The sequence below is a fragment of the Arenibacter flavimaris genome (genome assembly GCF_030291335.1).
Taxonomy (GTDB): domain Bacteria; phylum Bacteroidota; class Bacteroidia; order Flavobacteriales; family Flavobacteriaceae; genus Arenibacter.
Genome location: NZ_JASWIM010000021.1, coordinates 70,459 through 90,641, shown reverse-complemented (window position 1 = coordinate 90,641; position 20,183 = coordinate 70,459). Strand labels below are relative to the sequence as shown.

The following is a 20,183-nucleotide window of genomic DNA, read 5'->3' as shown; positions in this document are numbered from 1 at the left end:
ATCAGGATCGGAACCAAAGGTCTTCTTTTCTATACTCGTATGGTCCCTTTCCCCAAACATTCAAATTATGCCAACACATGTGATTACTACAGATGATCTCAGGGATTTTAAGATCGAATTGATGGAGGGCTTTAAGCAATTGCTTTCCAAACAGGCCAATGGTACCCTTAAAAGGTACCTTCGCTCTTCCGAAGTGATGGAGTTACTCAATATTAGTTCTGGTACACTACAGAACCTAAGGATCAATGGTACTTTGCCTTACACAAAAATGGGCGGAATCCTATTCTATGATACCGAGGATATCCAAGCTATTATGAAGAAGAACAGGGTGGATTACGACTTTTAACACCTTTACTATGAACTATATCAAACATTTGAACGGGGTCTTCCTTCAATTTTCAAGAGACAACAGACTTAACCCTACCCACATAAGCCTTTATGTGGGACTTTTTCAATTATGGAACAGTTACCATTTTCGTGATAGCTTCCATATTAACCGGGAAGAAGTAATGGCCTATGCAAAAATAGGCTCTAAATCAACTTATCATCGCTGTTTGAAGGAATTGCACCATTGGAATTATTTATATTACCGTCCCTCCCATAACCCCTTCCAGGGGAGTACGATCAAGATGTTCAATTTTGGGACAACTGATGGACAAGTAGTGTACCCACACCAAACCAAATCAGGGACAAGCAATGGACAAGTAGTGGTACCTATAAATAAACATATAGAAACTATAAAAAACAAATCAAATGGGGGCAAACGGGACCGACCCCAAAATGAAAAAGAAGTTATTGCTTTTTTTAATGAAAAAAACTGGCCCATAGCGGAAGCGAAGAAGTTTTACTGTCATTACAAAAGCATTGGATGGAAAGTTGGAGGTACGGCCGAAATTGTGGATTGGCATGCTCTGGCGCAAAAATGGATTTTTAAGTCCATGGAGATAAAGGAGGATAAAACAGTGGTCCCGGTCAGCCAGAATACGGACAACCTGAAGTCCAGTTCCATGAAAAATTTTAATCAGCCCCTATGAATCCACATATACGCTTTGTAGGTCATAAACAATACGTCCTAGGTAGTCTTAAGGATAATCAGATCTGCTATGATTTCAATAAAATATTGTTATATCTCAATGCCAAAGGACAAACAATGTTCGGCAAGAATTTTAGAATATTGGAACAGGACCGCGACGTCATTTACAAACTTTGTAACTATTATATCAAGGATCCTTTGAATTGCAAGAAACTGAATATTGACCTTAACAAGGGTATTTTACTTTCAGGGCCCGTAGGTTGCGGTAAGAGCAGTCTTATGAAGTTGCTGCGCTATCTGATACCTTACGGCCGAACTTATGAAGTGATACCGGCACGAAATATCACCTTTGCATTTAATAATATCGGATTTGAAATTGTAGAAGACTACGGTGAAGGGAAATCCTATTGTTTTGATGATCTGGGAGTGGAGCCTACGGGTCGATATTTTGGCAAAGATTGCAATGTAATGGGGGAAATACTTCTTTCCAGATACGAACTATTGTTGAACCATAATATCCATACCCACGCTACGACCAATCTCAATGCTCAGGAACTCGAGGAACGCTATGGTGGCCGTGTTCGATCTAGAATGAGGCAATTGTTTAATTTGATCGCCTTTAAGGAAGATAGTATGGATAAGAGAATTTAGGTACGTCTTTATCGAAAATATATATGGTTTTCCAGGATGTCATTTACCTTCGGTAAAATTCATTCCCCACTTTTTAAATAATTATAAATTCCCAGCAATATGGCCAATGTCATTGCCTTGATATTTCTAGGTTCTTTGTAATAATCCCCTTCATCTACATGCGTAACAAATCCTGTTTCTATTAAAATTGTCGGACAATAATCCATCGTTTCCCTTTGTACTTGAAAATTGCCCAGCTTTACCCCTCTTTCCCTAATGCCCAGTTTGATTCCGCTTTCACGCAAAATGTACCTAGCCAGTTGCTTTGAAGCTACGATGTGCTGATTGTCCTTATCTGCTATAAATATTTCCATTCCTTTGACTCCTGTTGTTGCCGCATTGCAATGCAAAGAAATAAATAAATAAATTACTCCTTAAGGCCCTGGCCAACATGGCCCTATCTGATAATGATATCAACGTGTCCTTGTATCTTGTCAGATAAACCTCTATCGTGTCATCCAATATTAGGTGGTTGTGGTTTAGGATTTCCTTGGCAATTTTTAAAACTACCTCCTTTTCAAGGACCCCATGGACACCTATGGCACCGGTATCCTTACCTCCATGTCCCGGATCGATGACCACAATCTTTTTTGGCCGCTCTGCTTGACCAAAACTTGAGCACATTTTTAAAATCAAAAGCCATATTATGACATTTTTGCAACCTGCCCTACTCCCAATTTGTAAGGTTATCAACATGTCAATTTCAAATTTCAATTCAATTTCATGTTAAATAATATCAAAACACATTAAAATCAATCATTTAATATTTTATTCACAAATTATTGATTATCAGTATTTTATATATAAATATAAACTATTTTTCATGTATCTAAAAACTAAATCTGAACGACATGAAAAAATTCTATTATCTGGTTGGTCTTATCTTACTGATTTACAATCCATCTTTTGCTCAAATTGGTGGAATCGAAGAATCGGTCAATGAGGTATCCGATACCATCCGTACCATTTTCCCCATTATTCTGGGAGTGATATTTCTTATTGGTTTTCTTTTTAACGCGGGACATTTTTTTGGGGAAAACGCCGATCTTAAAAAAGGTATTACACGTGTCCTAGTATTTGTACTTATTGCCGGTGCAGTTGTTGGAATCTTCACCTATCTCATCGGAATTGTTGTCTAATGAAAAAGTACGTGGTATATAGGAACATTCGTAAAAAGGCTATGATAATGGGACTCCCCCTTATGATGTTCGCACTTCAGATGACTTCCATTATAGGTTCCTTGTTGATTATCATCTTTTCTTTCAGTTTAGGAGCCATTATTTCGGCTATCATTTTCAACATTCTGCTTTTTGTCAGTTTCTCCTTTTGCCACAATAACCCGACCGTATTCCATTTGAAAAAAGTGTTTCCACACACTATTAACAATAAAAGAGCAAGCCACCTGAACTATGAAGACAATTAACTTATCCGAATTTTATCCCATAATGGATATTCAAGGAAATGTCATTTTTGCTAATAATGGCAACTTGGTCCAGTGCTATTCAGTGGGGTATCCGGAGATCTATTCCTTGTCGGAAAAGGATTTTGAGGAAATGCATGGATCTTGGTTCCAAGCCTTTAAGGCCCTACCCGTGGGTACCATCGTACATAAACAGGATGTTTATAGAAAGGCCGGCTATTCAGCGGAAAACTTGCCTAATGAGAGTTTTCTACAAAAAGCAACCTACAACTACTTTAAGGGACGGGAATATTTGGACCACTCCTCCTTTCTCTATTTTGTTCTTCCTCTAAAGAAATCGTTCAATACTACAAAATATATCAACCCCTTTCGTAAGGTGGAAAAGGGTATTCATAGGCAAATGGACCATTGTGCCCGCGAATTTGTCAATGCGGTCAATGATGCCGTTTCCTTTATCAATAATAGTAGAAAAATAACCCTTGCACCTATGTGCGAGGATAGTATCCTGGAATTGACCAATAATTACTTCAATGGTTATAACCATGGTTTTGACACAGATATCCAAATGAATAAAAGGTGTTTGGAGGTCGGTGACCATTATTTTGACGTCATGGCCATAAATAGCGAACTCTGCTTTGGCGAGATGCTTCAAAGCAGTAGGCTCAATGATAGGTTCACCTCGGATGATTTTGAATTTCATCAAGGATTTATAGATGGTTTGGGACTCAACTTACATGAAAACCATATCGTCAATCAGATCATTTATCTGGACGATAAATATAAATGGCGGAAATATCTAGAAAAAAGTATTGAGGAACTTAATAAGAGTTCCAATTTTGGAACACAAAATAAGGTCGTTCTAAAAAAAATAGAGGATATTCTTGCAAAGATCAATGATGATGAAAGTTCTAGAATAGTCCGGGGACATCTCAATATAGCTTTTTGGGGAGAGGGGACACAAGAATTGGGCAGGATTGCCACCAAGATCAAAACAGAGTTCAAAGAATTGGACATCGTTCCCTATTATCCTAAAGGTGAAGAAAGGAAGCATTATTTTCTTAACAGCTATTGTTGCTTTACCTCTAACTTCTCCAACGGGGATCTGTACGTAGCCGATCTAAAGCATGCCCTTTGCCTGTACATTAACAATAGTGTATATATTTCCGATAGTAAGGGTGTTGTCTTTAACGATAGGCAATACAACATCCCAATTTTAAAGGATGTTTGGGATGAAGGCAGAAAACGCATAAAGGCACGCAACTTTGCTATTTTTGCACCTACCGGGGAAGGTAAATCCTTTTTGGCCAATAACATTCTGCGCCAATATTTTGAAAGTGGGGTACGCCTAGTGGTCATCGACCTGGGAGGTTCCTATGACAAATTTGCCAAGCTCTACCCCAATGACCATATTGTACTTAGGTATGTACAAGGGAAAAACCTTGGCATAAACCCCTTCTACGTTAGTGATAAAGCCGACCTTACTCCAGAACGGCTGGAAGATCTTACCATTTTTATTTTGGAGCTTTTGGCCGCAGGTAATGAAACGTCCAAGGCACAGGAGGTAGCCGTTAAAAAGGTCCTGTTGTCTTATTATTCCAAGTGCACAACTGGGCATTCACTGGCTTCACTGTACAAGTATGTAGATGACCATAAAGATTCATTGGTCACAGTCCTCCAGATCCGTGAAATGCATTTTAGCGTCTATGACTTCCTTCACATTCTTTCGGAATATGTGGAAAATGGTATATATAGTTTTCTGTTCAATACAAACACCGACCAAACCTATAAATTGGAGGACAAACGACTGATCGTTTTTGAACTTGACGAGGTAAAGGATAATAAGGAAATTCTCTCCGTTATGTTGAAATTGATCAAATCGGCCATTCAAAGAACGATTTGGAGGAACAAGGCGGAAAAGGGCATCATCCTATTTGATGAGTTTGCCAAACAGTTAAAATTTAAGAACGTTCTGGAAAGCGTGGAATTCTATTACCAGGCCATACGTAAACAAAACGGGGCTATTGGTATCATCCTTCAATCCATCAACCAACTGCCCAATAATGCTACATCCGCAAGTATCCTTGAAAACACTCAGGTCATCTATAGTCTGAGGAATGAAAAGGGATATGATGAACTGGTCAACAGGCTCCATCTTTCCTCACATGATCTTAACCAATTAAAATCCATAAGGAACCAGCTGAAAGGGGAACGTAAATACACGGAAATGTTTATCAAAATCGGGAAGGATAGCAACATATTTCGATTGGAAGTTCCGCCAGAAGTCCATGCCGCTTACTTAACCGATGGTGAAGAGAATGAAACCATTATGGCCCTTTATAGAAAATACGGGGATATGGAGACCGCCATTACGCAGTTTGTAGCGCAACAAACAAATCCTTCCAATAAACGCAACATTTAAACCTATATACTATGAAACTTTTTAATTATAAATTATTGTTGGCCCTGACCCTATCCTTGGTTGTTGAAAGCAATGCGATGGCCCAGGGCATGCCAGTATATGACAATACCAATTTCATCTCCTTTATGAAATCGCTGTTGGAATCTGGGAAACAGACCGCAGAACTGTTGAAGACTGTAAAATTCTTAAAAGAACAGAAGGAGAATATCGATAAGGTCAATAGCGTAATCAAACAATTGAATGCGGTAAAGGAATTGGCCAAGAACCATCAGCGTCTTTATGATATGGTGCAGGAGGATCTAAGGCAGATCCTAAATTCCCCCTATATACGGCCCGAAGAAGTTGGCCGAATCTCAGATTCCTTTCAGGGAATAATTGAAAATTCCATGATGTCCATGGACTATATCGATCAAGTACTGTCCAGTGATAATTTGAAAATGACCGATGCCGAACGCACGGCCATTCTCAAAGAAAAGGAACTGCAATCCATAGAAATGGTGGCCGAGATCGAGGCCAAGACCAGGCGCTATAGAGAGATAATCGCCTTTAGGCAAATGCAGGATAAAATCAATAACAGGGAAATCAACTACTAATGTTGGGGATATTTTTGGGAATAGGGCTTGAATATGTGGATACGGTCTTTCAGACCATTAAAAACAGTAGCTTTTCACAGACGGCCATTACCGGGATGAAGGCCCTGGCCGTCGTCCTATTTCTGATCAATATCATTAAGAAATACAATGAGGGCGTGGCCAACAATGAAGGTTATTCTTGGGGATTGACCCCTGGTGAATTGGCCAAGAACTTTGCGGTAGTCGTGCTGGCCATTTTTTCTACTGAGGTGCTATCCGCATTCGATACCATTCTAGTAGCTATAGAAACCCAGTTTAGGGATACAGCTCCGGCACTCCTACCCTTACAGCTACAGGATTTGGATATTGAACAGGATGTGGGCGCCATCGACGCTGCCAAAAAAGCGTTGGCCCTACTCTACGAGGCCTTGGTAACTCCACTGTTCGGACTGAAAATATTGTCGTTTATCATAGGCTTGATCCTTTGGCTATTGGACCTCTTTATCTATCCTCTTTTTTTGGCCCAACGATTCTTTTTGCTGGGAATCATGCAGACCTTTTTTCCATTGGTCATTAGCTTGGCCGTGTTTGAAAAGTTTCGCTCCATGGCCTATAATTTTTTTAGATTGTATGCAGGGGTCTATATGCTGGTCCCGGCATTTTTTCTGGTCAATGTATTTATCAATAATTTCTATACCGAGGTGAACCTTAAATTTTGGTCCAACCTTTTTGGTACCGATTGGGGCAGTCAAACTTTCGCACCCGTTATACAACTTGGTTCCATTGGGTTCATTGTCCTGCTAAAATTCACTTTGTACCGTAGGGCAATAACCTTTACCCTTAAGCTCTTTAGTGTCTCTTAACCCTTTAATCCCTAGAACAATATGAAAACACCTTATAACAACATCTACAAGGTACTAGGACAGAATCGATTTATAGTCCTGTCCATTGTTATTGCGGCAACTACCATAAGTGCCATTGCTCTTCTTTTGGTACTGAAACTTCATAAAGATGCCTTGAACAAAGCTTTTGTCGTTAATACTGAAGGCCATGTGATCCCTCTAAAGTTGGTCGATCAAAAGGAGAATCTAGAGGTCGAGGCCCTAGCCCATTTGGAACTGTTCCATGACTATTTCTACGGCATCGATCCGAGTAACTATGAGAGCAATTTGGAAAAAGCCCTTTGGTTGGGCAATAGCAGTGTGGCTGATTTGTACCGTCAGAAAAAAGTAGACGGGGTATATAACCGATTGCTGCAATATTCCCTGGTACAAAAGGTGCTTGCCATAAAATCCAAAATTGTCCTGGACAAGGAGCCATATCTTTTTGAAACTAAAACAATATTTGAGATCAATAGGGGCTTATCCACCGACATCTATGAATTGACCACTACCGGTAAACTCCTTAGGGTGGACAGGAACTTTCCCAAAAACACCCATGGGTTCATGATTACCGATTTCTTTGAAAATACACTACGAAAATTGGATAAATATGAAAATTGAAAAGAACAAAATTGTGTTTACCTCCATTCTCCTCTGTATACTACTTTTTATTACGGCATATGCAGTACTCGTTTTGGACGACAAACAAGGACAGGAACTGGAGGCCGATCAAATACCTGTTCCCAAAATAAAGAATGAACAGAAGATATATGATTCCAAGTTGGATGCCATAAACGATATGAAGACGGTGAGACCTACCCTCGCACCCAGTGTCTACGATGAAGACCTATTGGATTCTACTGGTTTATACGACCCTGAATTGCTGGACAAGAAAAAAATGCAATTGGTGGACAGTATTTATAAACAGGGGCAGATGCAATATTCAAAAAGGACCGGTAACACCCTGAATGGTGATACGCTTTCCCGATCCCAGTCCAGCCATACAAAAGCCGTGAAGACATTGGAATATATTGGGGAGAAGGAAACCGAGGTGGCCTCCCAAACTCTTGCCCTGGAGCACCAGCTTTTTTTTGCTTCCCACCCTATTGAGACGGTCCGCTCCAGGAATTCGGATCCAATTATCATGGTCCGTGTGGACGGCGACCAAACTGTAAAGGCGGATCAACGTTTAAGAATGCGCCTACTAAAGGATGCCAAGATCAACAATGTATTGATACCCAAAAATACACGTATCTACGGATTTGTAAGTTTTAAGCCGAACAGGACCTTGATTCGAATTGAAAATATTGATCACCTACCGGTCAAGTTCAAAGCCTACGACCTTGAGGATGGATCTGAAGGAATTTATTTGAGGAACAATTTTAGGGCCGAAGCAACCAATGAAGTGGTGAACGATATCGTCGACGGTATAAATATTACCGGAATGCCGCAAATTAAGGGAGTTCGAAAGGTGTTCCAACGCAACCGAAGGAGCTTTCGGGCGAACATATCAGACAATTATAAGCTCATCTTAAAATATGACAAGAACAATTTTAAAATAAATCTGCAATGAAAACCAAAATAGTCTTAGCAATATGCATTATCAGTCTTGGATTGTCCGCGCAGCAACCCTTGGATACCCTTTATGCCAATGAACTGAAGAATGTAGCCCTGTTTTTCCCCGCACCGGTTCGCCAAGGCATCACCGGTGCGGCTCATTTTGTATTTACTTATAACCGCGAAACACAACAGCATTTCGGTCTCTTGCAGGCACAACCCGGTCCTAATAGTAATCTATTGGTGGTTACTTCCAACGGACAAGTGTATTCCTATATTTTAAAATACAAACCCGATCTGAGCCAGTACAACTACTTTTTTACCGAGGAATCTAGTATTGGAAATGAAATACCAAAAAGGAAGGATGTCAGTGATCAAAAGAATCAAAAAGTGGATTCCCTGGGAAGAACAATGGATTATCTGAAAAGGGCCTCAGAATTCGTTCTGAAGTCGGCATCTGAAAAGAGGGCATTGATCCGAGAAAAGGACATGTATTTAAAATTATTTCAACCAGTCTATTATGGCTCGGAGGTGTTTCTGAAGTTGGAGGTAAATAATGCATCGGGAATCGATTTTGAAATCGATTATCTTAATGTGTACACCTTAAATGGCACCGATCGACGTCAATCTTCCTTTCAAAGTTTGCCGCTAACCACCATTTATGCACATGATCTTCCAAAGCTTATCAAAAATGGGCAGAGCAGGCAGTTTGTATATGTACTGCCAAAGTTTGTTTTGGCAGCATCCGAAAAATTGGTCCTTGAGTTAAAGGAACTAAACGGAGGTAGAACCTTGGTACTGCAGTCCAATTTATAGTATCAGTTTCATTTTAGTGCTGTCATCCTGTTTCTCATTAAAGCGCTGGACCGATCGAACACCAAGATGATGTCCATATTTGGTTGGGGATTTTAACTTATGAAATTGGGATAGGCTCCTTTATACTATTCTTCTGAAGACTTCTCGTTAAGGAGGGCGTATCGACCACTTCCGGATATAGGTATTTTCCAAGACCTCCTTTTGCACTCCCACAGTTGTCGCCGCTTCTTTTTTTGAAGGCAAAACAACAACATTTTTGGAGGGTAAAACTGCATAAAGCCAGCGCACCTTTCCCTGCTGTTTATAAGTGTTACCCTCCAAAAATATTGTATACCATCAAGCAACAAAAAAAGGTAACGACGACGGCTCTATGGAAAGTAAATCAAAATTTAGAATTATGGAATCATACCAAATAACCCCAAAAGGAAATGGTCAATACCCAATAAGAATAAGCCGGCTTGCCGCAAAAAAGGAAAACACTCCGGATATAATAAGTAAATCATTTAATCAAAATAATGTAAATCAAATGTTTAACCTTAATTTTTTAATCATGGGAATTATTAGAAACAATGTTCAGTTAATCGGTAATGTGGGACAGGAACCAACAGTTACCAATCTTGAAAACGGTAAAAAAGTGGCTAGGTTTTCCTTGGCGACCAATGTGTTCTTTAAAAACTCGAAAGGCGAAAAACAAAAGGAAACCAATTGGCACAATATAGTAGCCTGGGGCAAGACCGCCGAAATCGTAGAAAAGTACACAACCAAAGGAAAGGAAATAGCAGTATTGGGCAAATTGAAAACCCGTTCCTTTTCCACCGATGATGGCATTCAACGCTTTGTTACCGAAGTGGAAGCGAGGGAAATACTTCTTATGGGAAGCAAATAACAAAAAAAAGAGGGTATCGCCCGAATTATCGATCCCTCTTTTCCGTATTAATTCTAATCACTTTATTATGAGATACAAAGTTAATGAAATACAACTTATTTACAAAGGTCAAGTGCGAGCGCCTTTTTGGCAAAATATCGGATGTTCCAAAGATGCTGCAAGCATATTATACAACCATTGGAACAAAAATACAATAGCACTCCAAGAATGCTTTAAAGTGGTTTTGTTGAACAACAGTAACAAGGTAAAAGGAATCTATAAACTTTCCCAAGGTGGAATTACGGGAACTTTGGTAGATGTGAGGATTCTTTTCGCCGTTGTACTGAAATCACTTTCAGTGGCCATCATTCTTTGCCATAACCACCCAAGTGGAAAATTGAAGGCTAGTGAAGCGGATATTCAATTGACCAATAAAATCAAAAGGGCCGCAGAACTTTTGGATATAAAAGTTTTGGACCATTTGATAATCGCTCCAAATGGGGAGTACTATAGCTTTTCGGATAACGGCCTAATCTAAATGTATTTGATAAGGGATTGAAACGTTCCAATTTACCGCCAACAAAAACAGAAGGACCCGTACATTTTTGTATAGGGTCCTTTTTATGACCGCCACTTATTATCGACCGTTTTTTTGTTTCATTTTTTTTGATATCAGAACCAGTGATTTGTATCTAAACTACGTTTCAATTTTATAAGTAAAAGGCTTAACTTTTATACACCGATAATCGGTATTCGTTGTCCTGATATTACCACTGAAAGTGTTCTTTTTTTTGAAGCAACTGTTTACCAGTGGTTCGGAAATTTTGTTCCCTTGGCGTACAAAAAGGAGAAGCAAGAGGATAACACGCCAAGGCGGTGTTATTATAGTTAATGTTCTGATAATCAATTAAATATATATTTTAAATTAAATCAAAGCCTTAATAATTAATGTAAATCCTTTGGGAGCCCCCATTAATGGACAGATTTTTACAGTAAATGGAACCTCTTCATAATAAAACATACCACTTTTCAGCAATCAGTATCAAAACAGGTATTGCTACCCGATTTAGGAAGTTTTCCAAAAAGGTAGGTCGTTCCCATTCCGAAGCCCTGGAATCCATGATGAACTTTTTTGAATGGAACGACATATCCCCCAATGCTTCCCTAGGTCCCAATATGACGAGTATGGAGACCAGGCTCAAAAAACGTTTAAACGCCCTGGTGGCCATCATTAAGAATATCGAAAAGAACCAGACCAAACCGACCAATGCCATGCTGGAACTGCTCTTTCAGGAAGATCTGGGACGATCAGGGGCAAATCAAAAAGAAATCATTTTTGAAGCTCCCCCCCTAATCACAGAAAATGAGGAACTTGACTATTACCGGAAACAATATGACCAAATGCGGGAGCAATTCCAGCTGGTCAAAACAGATCTGCAAAGTTTGTGCGACGCTACCGTTTTTGTCAAGGGCAGTTTTGGAAGCGGATATCTGAAGCTGCAGATGACCCAAGAGGAATTCAAGAATTTCATCAATACTTCACCATATGTACATCACCATAACAAAACAAAAAATGGACGGTAATTTTGGCCAGAGCGTGGCGGATTTCGTAGCATATCTGGAAAAGGAAAATGAACATAGGTCAGTGGACGATCAGGAACACTTCTTTAACCAGTTCTATTCAGAGGTGCCTACCGATGATGTTATCCGGGAAATTGACGGGAATACGGCAAAACTCAAAAAGAATGAACCCAAGTTCTATTCCATTACCGTGAATCCGAGTGCCTATGAATTGAAACGTTTGCAAAACAGCTCCGAAGATCTTAAACGTTACACCATTGAACTTATGAAAGAGTATGCCGCCTGCTTTAACCGGGAAATAGACGGAAGATCAGTATCCCTGGACGATATTAAATTCTTTGCCAAAATAGAACATCAACGCACTTTCAAAGGTATGGACCGGCAGGTAAGGGAAAATCAACCCTACGCCACAAAAATATTGGAGCTTAAAAACCAAATTGGAAGAATTGAACAGGGCAAGGCCCAGGGCAATATCCACAAACTGAATAAACAAATATCCCGATTGGAAAATGAGGCACCTCACCAACAGAACGGGAAACGAATCGTACAGGGCATGTCCAAAGAAGGTCCCCAAACCCATGTACATATTATTGTGAGCCGTAAGGATATGTCCAATAAATATAGCCTTTCCCCAGGAAGTAAATACAAAAATTCCGAAACCGTCTTTAATGGTAAATCCGTAAAACGCGGCTTTGATAGGGATAGATTCTATACCGTTTCCGAAAAGACTTTCGATAAACTTTTTGGTTACCACCGCAACTATGCAGAAACCTATCAGGCCAGAAAAACCTTTATCAATAACCCCAAACTCTATTTCTCCATCTTATCGGGACTTCCTACCAATGAAAAAAGCATCGCCTTTAATATCCTACGGAAGGCTGGTGTGGATTATTCCATGTTGCACATACCTACCAATAAAGTTCAACTGGCCCTTAAGACCATACAAAGGTTGAAGCGTGGACTTGACAAGGCCATTCAGTCGGGCACCATTGGCATATGACCACGGAATGGGCACATATTGTACTTGGAATTGTCATACCCATACTTTTTATTTCCACCTTCCTCTATGTCTATTTGGACAAAAGGACGGGACCTAAGGATGAAAAATATCAGGTCCATTTTAGGCTACGGCACGGTAAGTTTATTATCGACAATATCAAACGTGGGGCATCCGTGATCGGTGCGGCAGGAAGCGGTAAGACCGAAAGTGTCATTTACAATTTTTTACAACATTTTAGCTCACATAACTTTTGTGGTATCCTTCACGACTATAAGAATTTTGAACTTACAGAAATGGCCTATCCCCTATTTAAGTATAACGACAAAGTAAAATTCTATGCCATAGCCTTCGATCAGATTCATTATAGGGTGAATCCCATCGCACCCAGATATCTCCACAATGAGGAAAGTGTCAACGAAATTTCAAAAGTACTTATGGAAAACTTGTTGGAAATGAACGAATCCAATACCAACAGCACCACAAAATTTTTCAACGATGCCGTGGAAGGTCTTATGGCCGGTTTGATCTGGAAGCTAAAAACGACCTATCCGCAGTTCTGTACCCTCCCTCATTTGATAGCCATTTTTCAAACTATGAATACCAAGATTTTAGCAGCTTTTCTCGCATCTGACCTAACCTCAAAAGGTATGGCTAGTGCCTTTATAAACGGGTTGAATTCGGAGAGGCAAACCGCTGGGGTAAGAAGTACCTTGGCCAATGCGCTTAAGAAAATCAGTTCACGGCAATTGTTCATGGTACTATCCAAAGATGAAGTACCGCTCAATATCAACAACAATAAAAACCCGGCTGTGATTTCCGTAGTGAACCATCCAAAATATGATTCGTCCTTCTCCCCCATTATTGCTGCGGTATTGCACACCGTAATTAAGGAAATGAGTGTTAGGCAGCAAAATACCTCCTTTCTCCTAATGGAGGAAGCACCTACAATAAGACTGCCCAATATGCACCGTATCCCAGCTACCCTACGCAGTTATGATATAGCAACTGTTTACGTTATGCAGGATAAGGTCCAAAACGAAATCCTTTATGGGGACAAGGTCAGTAGGGCAATTTTAAGCAACCTTTCCTATCAGTTCTTTGGGAAGGTCAATGACCCGGATACCGCAAAATACTACGAGCGATTTTTTGAAATTGTACGTAAGGAGACCACCAGTATAAACCGTGGACATAACCTTAACTTTGATACCCGCATTACCACTGGGGAAAAGGAAGTTTCTAAAAGACGTGCAGATATCTTCTTTAGGTTGGATCAAGGAGAATTTATTGCCTTTGCCGATGGAAGGGACAAAAAACTGCAGTTCAAACTACAGAACATTAAAAAAGAAGTTCCGCCCAAACCTAATTTCTTTTCCAAGGAAGATTTGAGAATGAATTTTGAAAGGATTTATAGAGAGGTTAAAACTATAACTGGCATTAGCATATAGTTGTTAAAGGTACCTTAAGGATATTCAAGTATTTAATATAAAGGTCTATTTGGTATTCCGTCATAATTGGTATTTCATTTAAGTTTATGTGGTGAATACATTGTGGATCCATTTTTGTACTTAATTGATCATTTTTTTTACCAGACCTTTCCCTGTTCGTGCAAGCTCCATAACAAACCGAATGAACTCTGATTTTGACTTAGTGTATTCTTCTATGGTTTTATAATTTTTTAAAACCAATTGCTCCTTTAATGAGGTGTACTTACTAACAAATTCTGGGTTTTTTCTTAAATAATCCCGAAATAATAATTCGTTTCTTAAATAAAAATTTTTATTATATGGGAGTATGTGTAAATTATGCGTCCAGACTTCTGCCGCAGTATATTTGGAGAATAGATGCCTGTTTGACATATCTGTAATAGAATATCTGTAATTTAAGCCCTGTAGTTTGTCATTGTAATAAGACACATTATGTAATGAGGAAACAGCAAGAAAAATATCTAGGATAGGTTTTGCACTTAATTTGGGAACAGATGTACTACCAATGTGTTCAATCGCTTTAATTTCTTTCCCAAAGACATCCTCTAATACCTTGCTTTGACCCATTTAACGGTACGGATTATAAAGGTGGTATTAGGGATGACCCTATGTCTTAAGACTATTTTCAAGGTTCCTGAATTCGAGGTATAATTTACTGGTCATCGTTCGTCTTTCCAAGTTTCCCCTAGTTCGGTAATTGAAGATATTTAACGAGGTAATCAGTGTTAGGTTGATCGGGTAACTTTTGATCCATGCACTATTTTACCACAAGTCCTTTGTCAACCTAGTTTAAGATGTGGCTAAGGAGTTGGTGGGTCATAGTATTTGACACGTATTGTTGAATAATAGAACAATATGAACTTCTTCTGTTTTATAAACATCCATAATTTTACCTCCCAACATTTTATTAATAGGAGCACTCGTTACCAAAATTATTTGTTGGGTAATAAATTAACCCTTATAGCTAATTTTAAAGAATTTGGAGTATGAAAATATCTAAAAAGATATTGCATTCTAATGTATTGATCCTTTTTGTTCTTTCCTTTTCCGGAACTTCGGCACAACACAACCCTACACTTTTTGAATTGTTGCCAGCATCAAAAACGGGAATAGCGTTTAACAATCAACTGTTCGAAAATGATACACTTAATATTCTCAATCAGGCTAATATATACAATGGCGGAGGCGTAGGAGTTGGTGATTTTAACCAAGACGGCCTTATGGATATTTACTTTGCAGGAAACATGGTATCGAGTAAATTGTACATGAATAAAGGCAATTTGCAATTTCAGGATATCACACAAATCGCCAATGTTAATGGGCACGACAGATGGATTACAGGAGTATCAGTGGTGGACATAAATACGGACGGATTGCCAGATATTTATTTGTCCGCATCCTTTAGGTCGGATCCTATTCGTAGAACCAATTTACTGTATATTAATCAAGGGGTTAATAAACAAGGTGTTCCCATATTTAAAGAATCCGCGGTGGCCTACGGACTTGCCGACAATGGTTATAGTACACAAGCCTATTTTTTTGATTATGACAGGGACGGTGACCTTGATATGTACCAAGTGACCAATGAAATATATGACCCTAGAACACCCATTTATTATCGGGCCAAATTGACGGACGGCAGTGCTAAGAACACGGATAGGTTATATCGAAATAATGGTAACCAAACCTTCTCCGATGTTTCCAAAGAAGCGGGAATAGGATTGGAAGGTTGGGGACATGCAGCGGCTATTACGGATATCAATGGCGATGGTTGGCCCGATATATATGTGGCTAATGACTTTATTTCCAACGACCTGTGCTACATTAACAATAAAAATGGCACTTTCACAAATCGCCTGGACGACTATTTTAAACACACAGCTTGGAACGCCATGGGCACCGATATCGTCGATGTCAATAACGACGGACATGTAGACCTGATTTCTTTGGAAATGCTTCCGGAAAACAATCTTCGTAAAAAACGAATGCTTAGTGGCAATGAATATTACAACTATATCAACAATAGCCAATACAATTACAACCACCAATATGTTAGAAACGTTTTGCAAATAAATAGCGGCCATGACCAGAATGGTAAATCTAATTTTAAGGATATGGGGTTTATGGCCGGAATATATCAAACGGATTGGAGTTGGTGTCCTTTGGTTGCCGATTTCGACAATGACGGGCTCCGTGATATCATTATTACTAATGGACTACCTAGGGATGTTACGGATTTAGACTATATAGCCTATGACAATGGACAAAGTGGTAGTTCACAAAGCGCTACTTTGGCCATGACAGATTCCCTGCCAGTTGTAAAACTAGCCAACTATGCATTCAAAAATACCAATGGAATAATCTTCGAAAACGTTTCCAAGGCATGGGGAATAGACCATTTGTCCTTTTCCAACGGTGCAGCATATGCCGACCTTGATAATGATGGAGATTTGGACGTTGTGATAAATAACATTAACGGACCGGCATTTGTTTATGAAAACACTACCAATAAAACAGGCAGTCATCTCACTATTAACTTGGAAGGGCCTAAATTTAATACCAATGGCATAGGTGCGTCGATAAAAATATTCTATTCCGGGAATCTCCAACTGCATTATGATCATTACCCCATTCGGGGTTATTTATCCACACATGACCAAAGGGCACACCTTGGTTTGGGAGAAACTAAAAAAATTGATTCACTGAGAGTGTATTGGCCTGATGGCAAACAGCAATTAAAAACAGAAATTCCACTGGGAGAACCCGTTACTCTTAATTATAAAAATTCCCATAAGGTAAATTCACTTCCGAATAAGAAGGTAGTTACTTCCCTTTTTAAGAAAACAAACAGTATTTATAATATTAACTATAAACCTAAGGAAACAGATTTTGTAGATTATAACATACAAAGTACACTACCCCATAAATTAAGTCAATTTGGCCCTGGAATAGCCGTAGGTGACATCGATAATAACGGATACGAAGATTTTTATATCGGAGGCTCCTCGGACAATCCCGGTGTGTTCTTTATGCAGGATGCCAATGCCAAGTTCACAATGGATTCTTCAAGGTTTTTGCAGGAAGAGGATATTTTGTACGAAGATATGGGGGTACTGTTTTTAGATGTTGACAATGATAATGATCTTGATCTATATATGGTAAGTGGGAGTTACGAAATTCCTGCCAATCATGCCATTAGTAATGACCGTCTTTTTATAAACAATGGCGAAGGAATGTTTGAAAGAGATATTAATAGCCTCCCCCCAGATTTCACAAACGGTTCCTGTGTAAAGGCCGCAGATTTCGATGGTGATGGGGATTTAGACCTTTTCGTGGGAGGTCGGGTCGTATCTGCAGCATATCCTGCGGCACCTAAAAGTTATTTATTGAGAAATGAGAACGGAAAATTTATTGATGTGACCAATGACTATTCTCCAGGATTAAAAAATATAGGTATGGTAACAGATGCCTTGTGGACCGATTTTGACAATGATGGAAAAACCGATCTAGTTTTGGCAGGAGAATGGATGCCCATAACATTTTTGAAAAACACTGGATCATCTTTGGTAAAAATGGATGTAGGCATAGAAAAACAGTCCGGCTGGTGGAATAGTTTAGTGGCAGGCGATTTTGATAATGATGGTGACATGGATTATGTTGCTGGTAATTTGGGCCTTAATACCAATTATACGGCTACCCCAACAGAACCGATGACCATAATCGCCAAAGACATCGACAATAATGGTTCCCTAGATGCCATGGTATTCTGTTATATGACCGGCGATGATGGCAACCGTCAATCATTTCCCATTGCTTCAAGGGACGATCTGGTTGGCCAGGTAATTACAATGCGAAAGAAGTTCCCTACCTATCAATCTTATGGCTTGGCCAGTATGGCCGATATATGGAATGAAACTGACAAAGAGAGTGCCATAATCCTGGAGAGCACCGAAATGCGCACTTCCTATATTGAAAACAAGGGTAACGGAAAGTTTGAATTGCACCCACTGCCACTTCAGGCACAGGAAGCTCCTGTATATGGCATGTTGGCCAATGACCTTGATGGAGATGGAAATTTGGATCTTCTATTGGTAGGCAACGATTATGGGATGGATCCTTATAGCGGAAGGCACGATGCCTTTAATGGCCTTTGCCTAAGAGGAGACGGTGAAGGTAATTTTAACGCTATGCCATCCGCCAATACAGGTTTTCATGTCCCTGGAGACGCAAAAGGGCTGGCACAATTATATACTGCAAAAAATGAACAGGTACTAATTGCTACCCAAAACCAAGATGATCTTTTGGTGTTTAGCAGCAATAATCCAACCCAAAAAAACATCGATCGTTGGGTGGATCTTAATGTGGATGATTTTTCTGCTGAAATCATATATAAGGATGGACGTAAAAAAAGATTGGAATTTTACTACGGTTCTACTTATATGTCACAATCCACACGTAAACTACCAATTGAAAAAGATATGGCCAAGATCACAATTATTAATTATAAAGGAAATAAAAGAAACGTTTTATGAAGAGGCTATTTTGGTTTGGAATATTAATTATAAGTACCCTAAATTCAATTTGGGCACAAAACTGGAAATCAAAAACGGAGCACGCCGATTTTGTACATAGAGCCATCAAACAGGTTACAGATGTTATGGTCTACGATATTTATTCACCTCCTGTAACCAGTCGCACCTATGCCTATGTTTCCGTAGCGGCATATGAAACATTAATTCAAGACCAGAAAGATTATGTCAGTTTGGCTGGGCAGTTGAATGGGCTCGGAACTGTTCCGACTCCTGACAAGAAAAAGGAATATAGCTTCACCTTGGCAGCAGTACATGCCATACTCACTTCGGGAAAATCCTTTGTAATATCAGAGGAAAGGATAGATGATTTTGAAGATGTTATTCTCCAGGAATTTAAGGACATTGGGATACCTGATGATGTATACAATAACTCCTTAGCCTACGGACAACAGGTAGCTGAACATATTCTCAAGTGGGCTTCCGAGGACAAATATAAAGAGACAAGATCCTTGCCGCAATACAGCGTTAAAAATGATTCTGCTTCTTGGAAACCGACCCCACCGGCATATATTAAAGCCATTGAACCTAACTGGAACAAACTCCGAACTTTCTTGATCGATTCCGCAGCCCAGTTTAAGCCGATAGCACCACCACCATTTTCCGTAGATAGCAGTAGTGTTTTTTATAAGGATGTTATTGCAGTGTATAATCAAGTTCGCAAAAACACGGAAGAGGAGATTGAGATAGCAAAATTTTGGGATTGTAATCCGTTTAAAATGAATGTAAGGGGACATGTAATGTACGCTACAAAGAAAATTTCCCCCAACGGACATTGGATGAACATCACTTCATTGGTATGCAAAAAAGTCAATGCCTCAGCTGTAAGATCGGCCGAGGCCTATGCTTGTCTGTCAGTAAGTTTGGCCGATGCCTTTATTAGCTGTTGGGATGAAAAATACAGGAGCGCGGTAATACGACCAGAAACCTATATCAATATTTACATTGATCCAAATTGGTTACCTGTACTGCAAACCCCGCCATTTCCCGAATATACTAGCGGACACAGTGTTGTATCCTCCAGTGCGGCAATTATGCTGACAAAGTTGTTCGGGGATAATTTTGCTTTTGCAGATTCTACTGAAGAAGAATTTGGATTGCCTACACGTAATTTTAGTTCGTTTAAAAAAGCTGCAGAAGAAGCGGCGATCAGTAGGTTTTATGGAGGGATTCATTATATGCCCGCCATAGCCAATGGACAGGATGAAGGGTATGCGATTGGAAAATTCTTTGTCAACAATCTTAAGACAAGAAAAAACAAAGGGTAGTTTTCCAA

21 protein-coding genes are annotated in these 20,183 nt (G+C 39.5%); 18 read left to right on the top strand and 3 right to left on the bottom strand.

Features of this window, described 5'->3' with window-relative positions; all coding sequences use genetic code 11:
• Positions 1–67 precede the first annotated feature (67 nt).
• The 3 genes from QSE00_RS15820 to QSE00_RS15810 are packed head-to-tail and all read left to right on the top strand — an operon-like array spanning position 68 to position 1,684.
• Positions 68–346, top strand: a complete 279-nt coding sequence (locus tag QSE00_RS15820; protein WP_286106685.1) for a helix-turn-helix domain-containing protein — start codon at positions 68–70, stop codon at positions 344–346.
• A gap of 10 nt (positions 347–356) precedes the next feature.
• Positions 357–1,034, top strand: a complete 678-nt coding sequence (locus tag QSE00_RS15815; RefSeq protein ID WP_286106684.1) for a hypothetical protein — start codon at positions 357–359, stop codon at positions 1,032–1,034.
• A complete protein-coding gene (locus tag QSE00_RS15810; protein ID WP_286106683.1) occupies positions 1,031–1,684 on the top strand; it encodes a P-loop NTPase family protein in 654 nt (217 codons plus the stop codon). Before QSE00_RS15815 ends, QSE00_RS15810 begins: the two co-directional genes overlap by 4 nt.
• A 59-nt stretch (positions 1,685–1,743) precedes the next feature.
• On the opposite strand, the gene QSE00_RS15805 is transcribed toward QSE00_RS15810, so the two are convergent.
• Both QSE00_RS15805 and QSE00_RS15800 read right to left on the bottom strand, forming a co-directional pair.
• Entirely contained in the window at positions 1,744–2,037 is a 294-nt protein-coding gene (locus QSE00_RS15805) for an N-acetylmuramoyl-L-alanine amidase family protein (RefSeq protein ID WP_286106682.1), read from the bottom strand.
• Complete coding sequence (locus QSE00_RS15800; protein ID WP_286106681.1) at positions 2,015–2,347, bottom strand: N-acetylmuramoyl-L-alanine amidase family protein; 333 nt, start codon at positions 2,345–2,347, stop codon at positions 2,015–2,017. Before QSE00_RS15800 ends, QSE00_RS15805 begins: the two co-directional genes overlap by 23 nt.
• 227 nt (positions 2,348–2,574) lie before the next feature.
• On the opposite strand from QSE00_RS15800, the gene QSE00_RS15795 reads away from it, so the two are divergent.
• From QSE00_RS15795 to QSE00_RS15735, 13 genes are all read left to right on the top strand, one after another.
• Complete coding sequence (locus QSE00_RS15795; protein WP_286106680.1) at positions 2,575–2,862, top strand: hypothetical protein; 288 nt, start codon at positions 2,575–2,577, stop codon at positions 2,860–2,862.
• Positions 2,862–3,146: a hypothetical protein gene (locus tag QSE00_RS15790; RefSeq protein WP_286106679.1), complete on the top strand. Its 285-nt coding sequence runs from the start codon at positions 2,862–2,864 to the stop codon at positions 3,144–3,146. The genes QSE00_RS15795 and QSE00_RS15790 overlap by 1 nt, the downstream gene beginning before the upstream one ends.
• Positions 3,133–5,562, top strand: a complete 2,430-nt coding sequence (locus QSE00_RS15785) for a TraG family conjugative transposon ATPase (protein ID WP_286106678.1) — start codon at positions 3,133–3,135, stop codon at positions 5,560–5,562. The genes QSE00_RS15790 and QSE00_RS15785 overlap by 14 nt, the downstream gene beginning before the upstream one ends.
• A gap of 77 nt (positions 5,563–5,639) precedes the next feature.
• Complete coding sequence (locus QSE00_RS15780; protein ID WP_459076846.1) at positions 5,640–6,155, top strand: conjugal transfer protein; 516 nt, start codon at positions 5,640–5,642, stop codon at positions 6,153–6,155.
• A complete protein-coding gene (locus QSE00_RS15775; protein ID WP_286106676.1) occupies positions 6,155–6,997 on the top strand; it encodes a hypothetical protein in 843 nt (280 codons plus the stop codon). The genes QSE00_RS15780 and QSE00_RS15775 overlap by 1 nt, the downstream gene beginning before the upstream one ends.
• Positions 6,998–7,018: 21 nt before the next feature.
• On the top strand, positions 7,019–7,636 hold the full coding sequence (locus QSE00_RS15770; protein ID WP_286106675.1) for a conjugal transfer protein TraK: 618 nt from the start codon (positions 7,019–7,021) through the stop codon (positions 7,634–7,636).
• A complete protein-coding gene (traM, locus tag QSE00_RS15765) occupies positions 7,626–8,588 on the top strand; it encodes a conjugative transposon protein TraM (protein ID WP_286106674.1) in 963 nt (320 codons plus the stop codon). Before QSE00_RS15770 ends, traM begins: the two co-directional genes overlap by 11 nt.
• Positions 8,585–9,388, top strand: a complete 804-nt coding sequence (locus QSE00_RS15760) for a DUF4138 domain-containing protein (RefSeq protein ID WP_286106673.1) — start codon at positions 8,585–8,587, stop codon at positions 9,386–9,388. Before traM ends, QSE00_RS15760 begins: the two co-directional genes overlap by 4 nt.
• 550 nt (positions 9,389–9,938) lie before the next feature.
• Positions 9,939–10,274, top strand: coding sequence for a single-stranded DNA-binding protein (locus QSE00_RS15755; protein WP_286106710.1), 336 nt, complete (start codon positions 9,939–9,941; stop codon positions 10,272–10,274).
• A 67-nt stretch (positions 10,275–10,341) separates the two neighbouring features.
• Entirely contained in the window at positions 10,342–10,791 is a 450-nt protein-coding gene (locus QSE00_RS15750) for a JAB domain-containing protein (RefSeq protein ID WP_286106672.1), read from the top strand.
• A 458-nt stretch (positions 10,792–11,249) separates the two neighbouring features.
• Positions 11,250–11,837, top strand: a complete 588-nt coding sequence (locus QSE00_RS15745; protein ID WP_286106671.1) for a BfmA/BtgA family mobilization protein — start codon at positions 11,250–11,252, stop codon at positions 11,835–11,837.
• On the top strand, positions 11,800–12,834 hold the full coding sequence (gene mobB / locus QSE00_RS15740; RefSeq protein ID WP_286106670.1) for a MobB family relaxase: 1,035 nt from the start codon (positions 11,800–11,802) through the stop codon (positions 12,832–12,834). The genes QSE00_RS15745 and mobB overlap by 38 nt, the downstream gene beginning before the upstream one ends.
• Positions 12,831–14,279, top strand: coding sequence for a type IV secretory system conjugative DNA transfer family protein (locus tag QSE00_RS15735; RefSeq protein ID WP_286106669.1), 1,449 nt, complete (start codon positions 12,831–12,833; stop codon positions 14,277–14,279). The genes mobB and QSE00_RS15735 overlap by 4 nt, the downstream gene beginning before the upstream one ends.
• Positions 14,280–14,399: 120 nt before the next feature.
• Here QSE00_RS15735 and QSE00_RS15730 read toward each other — a convergent pair whose 3' ends face one another.
• Positions 14,400–14,885: a GrpB family protein gene (locus tag QSE00_RS15730; RefSeq protein ID WP_286106668.1), complete on the bottom strand. Its 486-nt coding sequence runs from the start codon at positions 14,883–14,885 to the stop codon at positions 14,400–14,402.
• Between the two features lie 419 nt (positions 14,886–15,304).
• On the opposite strand from QSE00_RS15730, the gene QSE00_RS15725 reads away from it, so the two are divergent.
• Both QSE00_RS15725 and QSE00_RS15720 read left to right on the top strand, forming a co-directional pair.
• Positions 15,305–18,850 carry a VCBS repeat-containing protein gene (locus tag QSE00_RS15725; RefSeq protein WP_286106667.1) on the top strand — a complete coding sequence of 1,182 codons (3,546 nt, stop codon included), beginning with the start codon at positions 15,305–15,307 and terminating at the stop codon, positions 18,848–18,850.
• Positions 18,847–20,175, top strand: a complete 1,329-nt coding sequence (locus QSE00_RS15720; RefSeq protein ID WP_286106666.1) for a vanadium-dependent haloperoxidase — start codon at positions 18,847–18,849, stop codon at positions 20,173–20,175. The genes QSE00_RS15725 and QSE00_RS15720 overlap by 4 nt, the downstream gene beginning before the upstream one ends.
• The last annotated feature ends 8 nt before the right edge of the window (positions 20,176–20,183 follow it).

What these genes read in the sequence shown, in the direction of transcription:
- QSE00_RS15820 (WP_286106685.1), top strand. Translation starts at nt 68, where the DNA reads ATGCCAACACATGTGATTACTACAGATGATCTCAGGGATTTTAAGATC.
- QSE00_RS15815 (WP_286106684.1), top strand. Translation starts at nt 357, where the DNA reads ATGAACTATATCAAACATTTGAACGGGGTCTTCCTTCAATTTTCAAGA.
- QSE00_RS15810 (WP_286106683.1), top strand. Translation starts at nt 1,031, where the DNA reads ATGAATCCACATATACGCTTTGTAGGTCATAAACAATACGTCCTAGGT.
- QSE00_RS15805 (WP_286106682.1), bottom strand. Translation starts at nt 2,037, where the DNA reads ATGGAAATATTTATAGCAGATAAGGACAATCAGCACATCGTAGCTTCA.
- QSE00_RS15800 (WP_286106681.1), bottom strand. Translation starts at nt 2,347, where the DNA reads ATGTGCTCAAGTTTTGGTCAAGCAGAGCGGCCAAAAAAGATTGTGGTC.
- QSE00_RS15795 (WP_286106680.1), top strand. Translation starts at nt 2,575, where the DNA reads ATGAAAAAATTCTATTATCTGGTTGGTCTTATCTTACTGATTTACAAT.
- QSE00_RS15790 (WP_286106679.1), top strand. Translation starts at nt 2,862, where the DNA reads ATGAAAAAGTACGTGGTATATAGGAACATTCGTAAAAAGGCTATGATA.
- QSE00_RS15785 (WP_286106678.1), top strand. Translation starts at nt 3,133, where the DNA reads ATGAAGACAATTAACTTATCCGAATTTTATCCCATAATGGATATTCAA.
- QSE00_RS15780 (WP_459076846.1), top strand. Translation starts at nt 5,640, where the DNA reads ATGGCCCAGGGCATGCCAGTATATGACAATACCAATTTCATCTCCTTT.
- QSE00_RS15775 (WP_286106676.1), top strand. Translation starts at nt 6,155, where the DNA reads ATGTTGGGGATATTTTTGGGAATAGGGCTTGAATATGTGGATACGGTC.
- QSE00_RS15770 (WP_286106675.1), top strand. Translation starts at nt 7,019, where the DNA reads ATGAAAACACCTTATAACAACATCTACAAGGTACTAGGACAGAATCGA.
- traM (WP_286106674.1), top strand. Translation starts at nt 7,626, where the DNA reads ATGAAAATTGAAAAGAACAAAATTGTGTTTACCTCCATTCTCCTCTGT.
- QSE00_RS15760 (WP_286106673.1), top strand. Translation starts at nt 8,585, where the DNA reads ATGAAAACCAAAATAGTCTTAGCAATATGCATTATCAGTCTTGGATTG.
- QSE00_RS15755 (WP_286106710.1), top strand. Translation starts at nt 9,939, where the DNA reads ATGGGAATTATTAGAAACAATGTTCAGTTAATCGGTAATGTGGGACAG.
- QSE00_RS15750 (WP_286106672.1), top strand. Translation starts at nt 10,342, where the DNA reads ATGAGATACAAAGTTAATGAAATACAACTTATTTACAAAGGTCAAGTG.
- QSE00_RS15745 (WP_286106671.1), top strand. Translation starts at nt 11,250, where the DNA reads ATGGAACCTCTTCATAATAAAACATACCACTTTTCAGCAATCAGTATC.
- mobB (WP_286106670.1), top strand. Translation starts at nt 11,800, where the DNA reads ATGTACATCACCATAACAAAACAAAAAATGGACGGTAATTTTGGCCAG.
- QSE00_RS15735 (WP_286106669.1), top strand. Translation starts at nt 12,831, where the DNA reads ATGACCACGGAATGGGCACATATTGTACTTGGAATTGTCATACCCATA.
- QSE00_RS15730 (WP_286106668.1), bottom strand. Translation starts at nt 14,885, where the DNA reads ATGGGTCAAAGCAAGGTATTAGAGGATGTCTTTGGGAAAGAAATTAAA.
- QSE00_RS15725 (WP_286106667.1), top strand. Translation starts at nt 15,305, where the DNA reads ATGAAAATATCTAAAAAGATATTGCATTCTAATGTATTGATCCTTTTT.
- QSE00_RS15720 (WP_286106666.1), top strand. Translation starts at nt 18,847, where the DNA reads ATGAAGAGGCTATTTTGGTTTGGAATATTAATTATAAGTACCCTAAAT.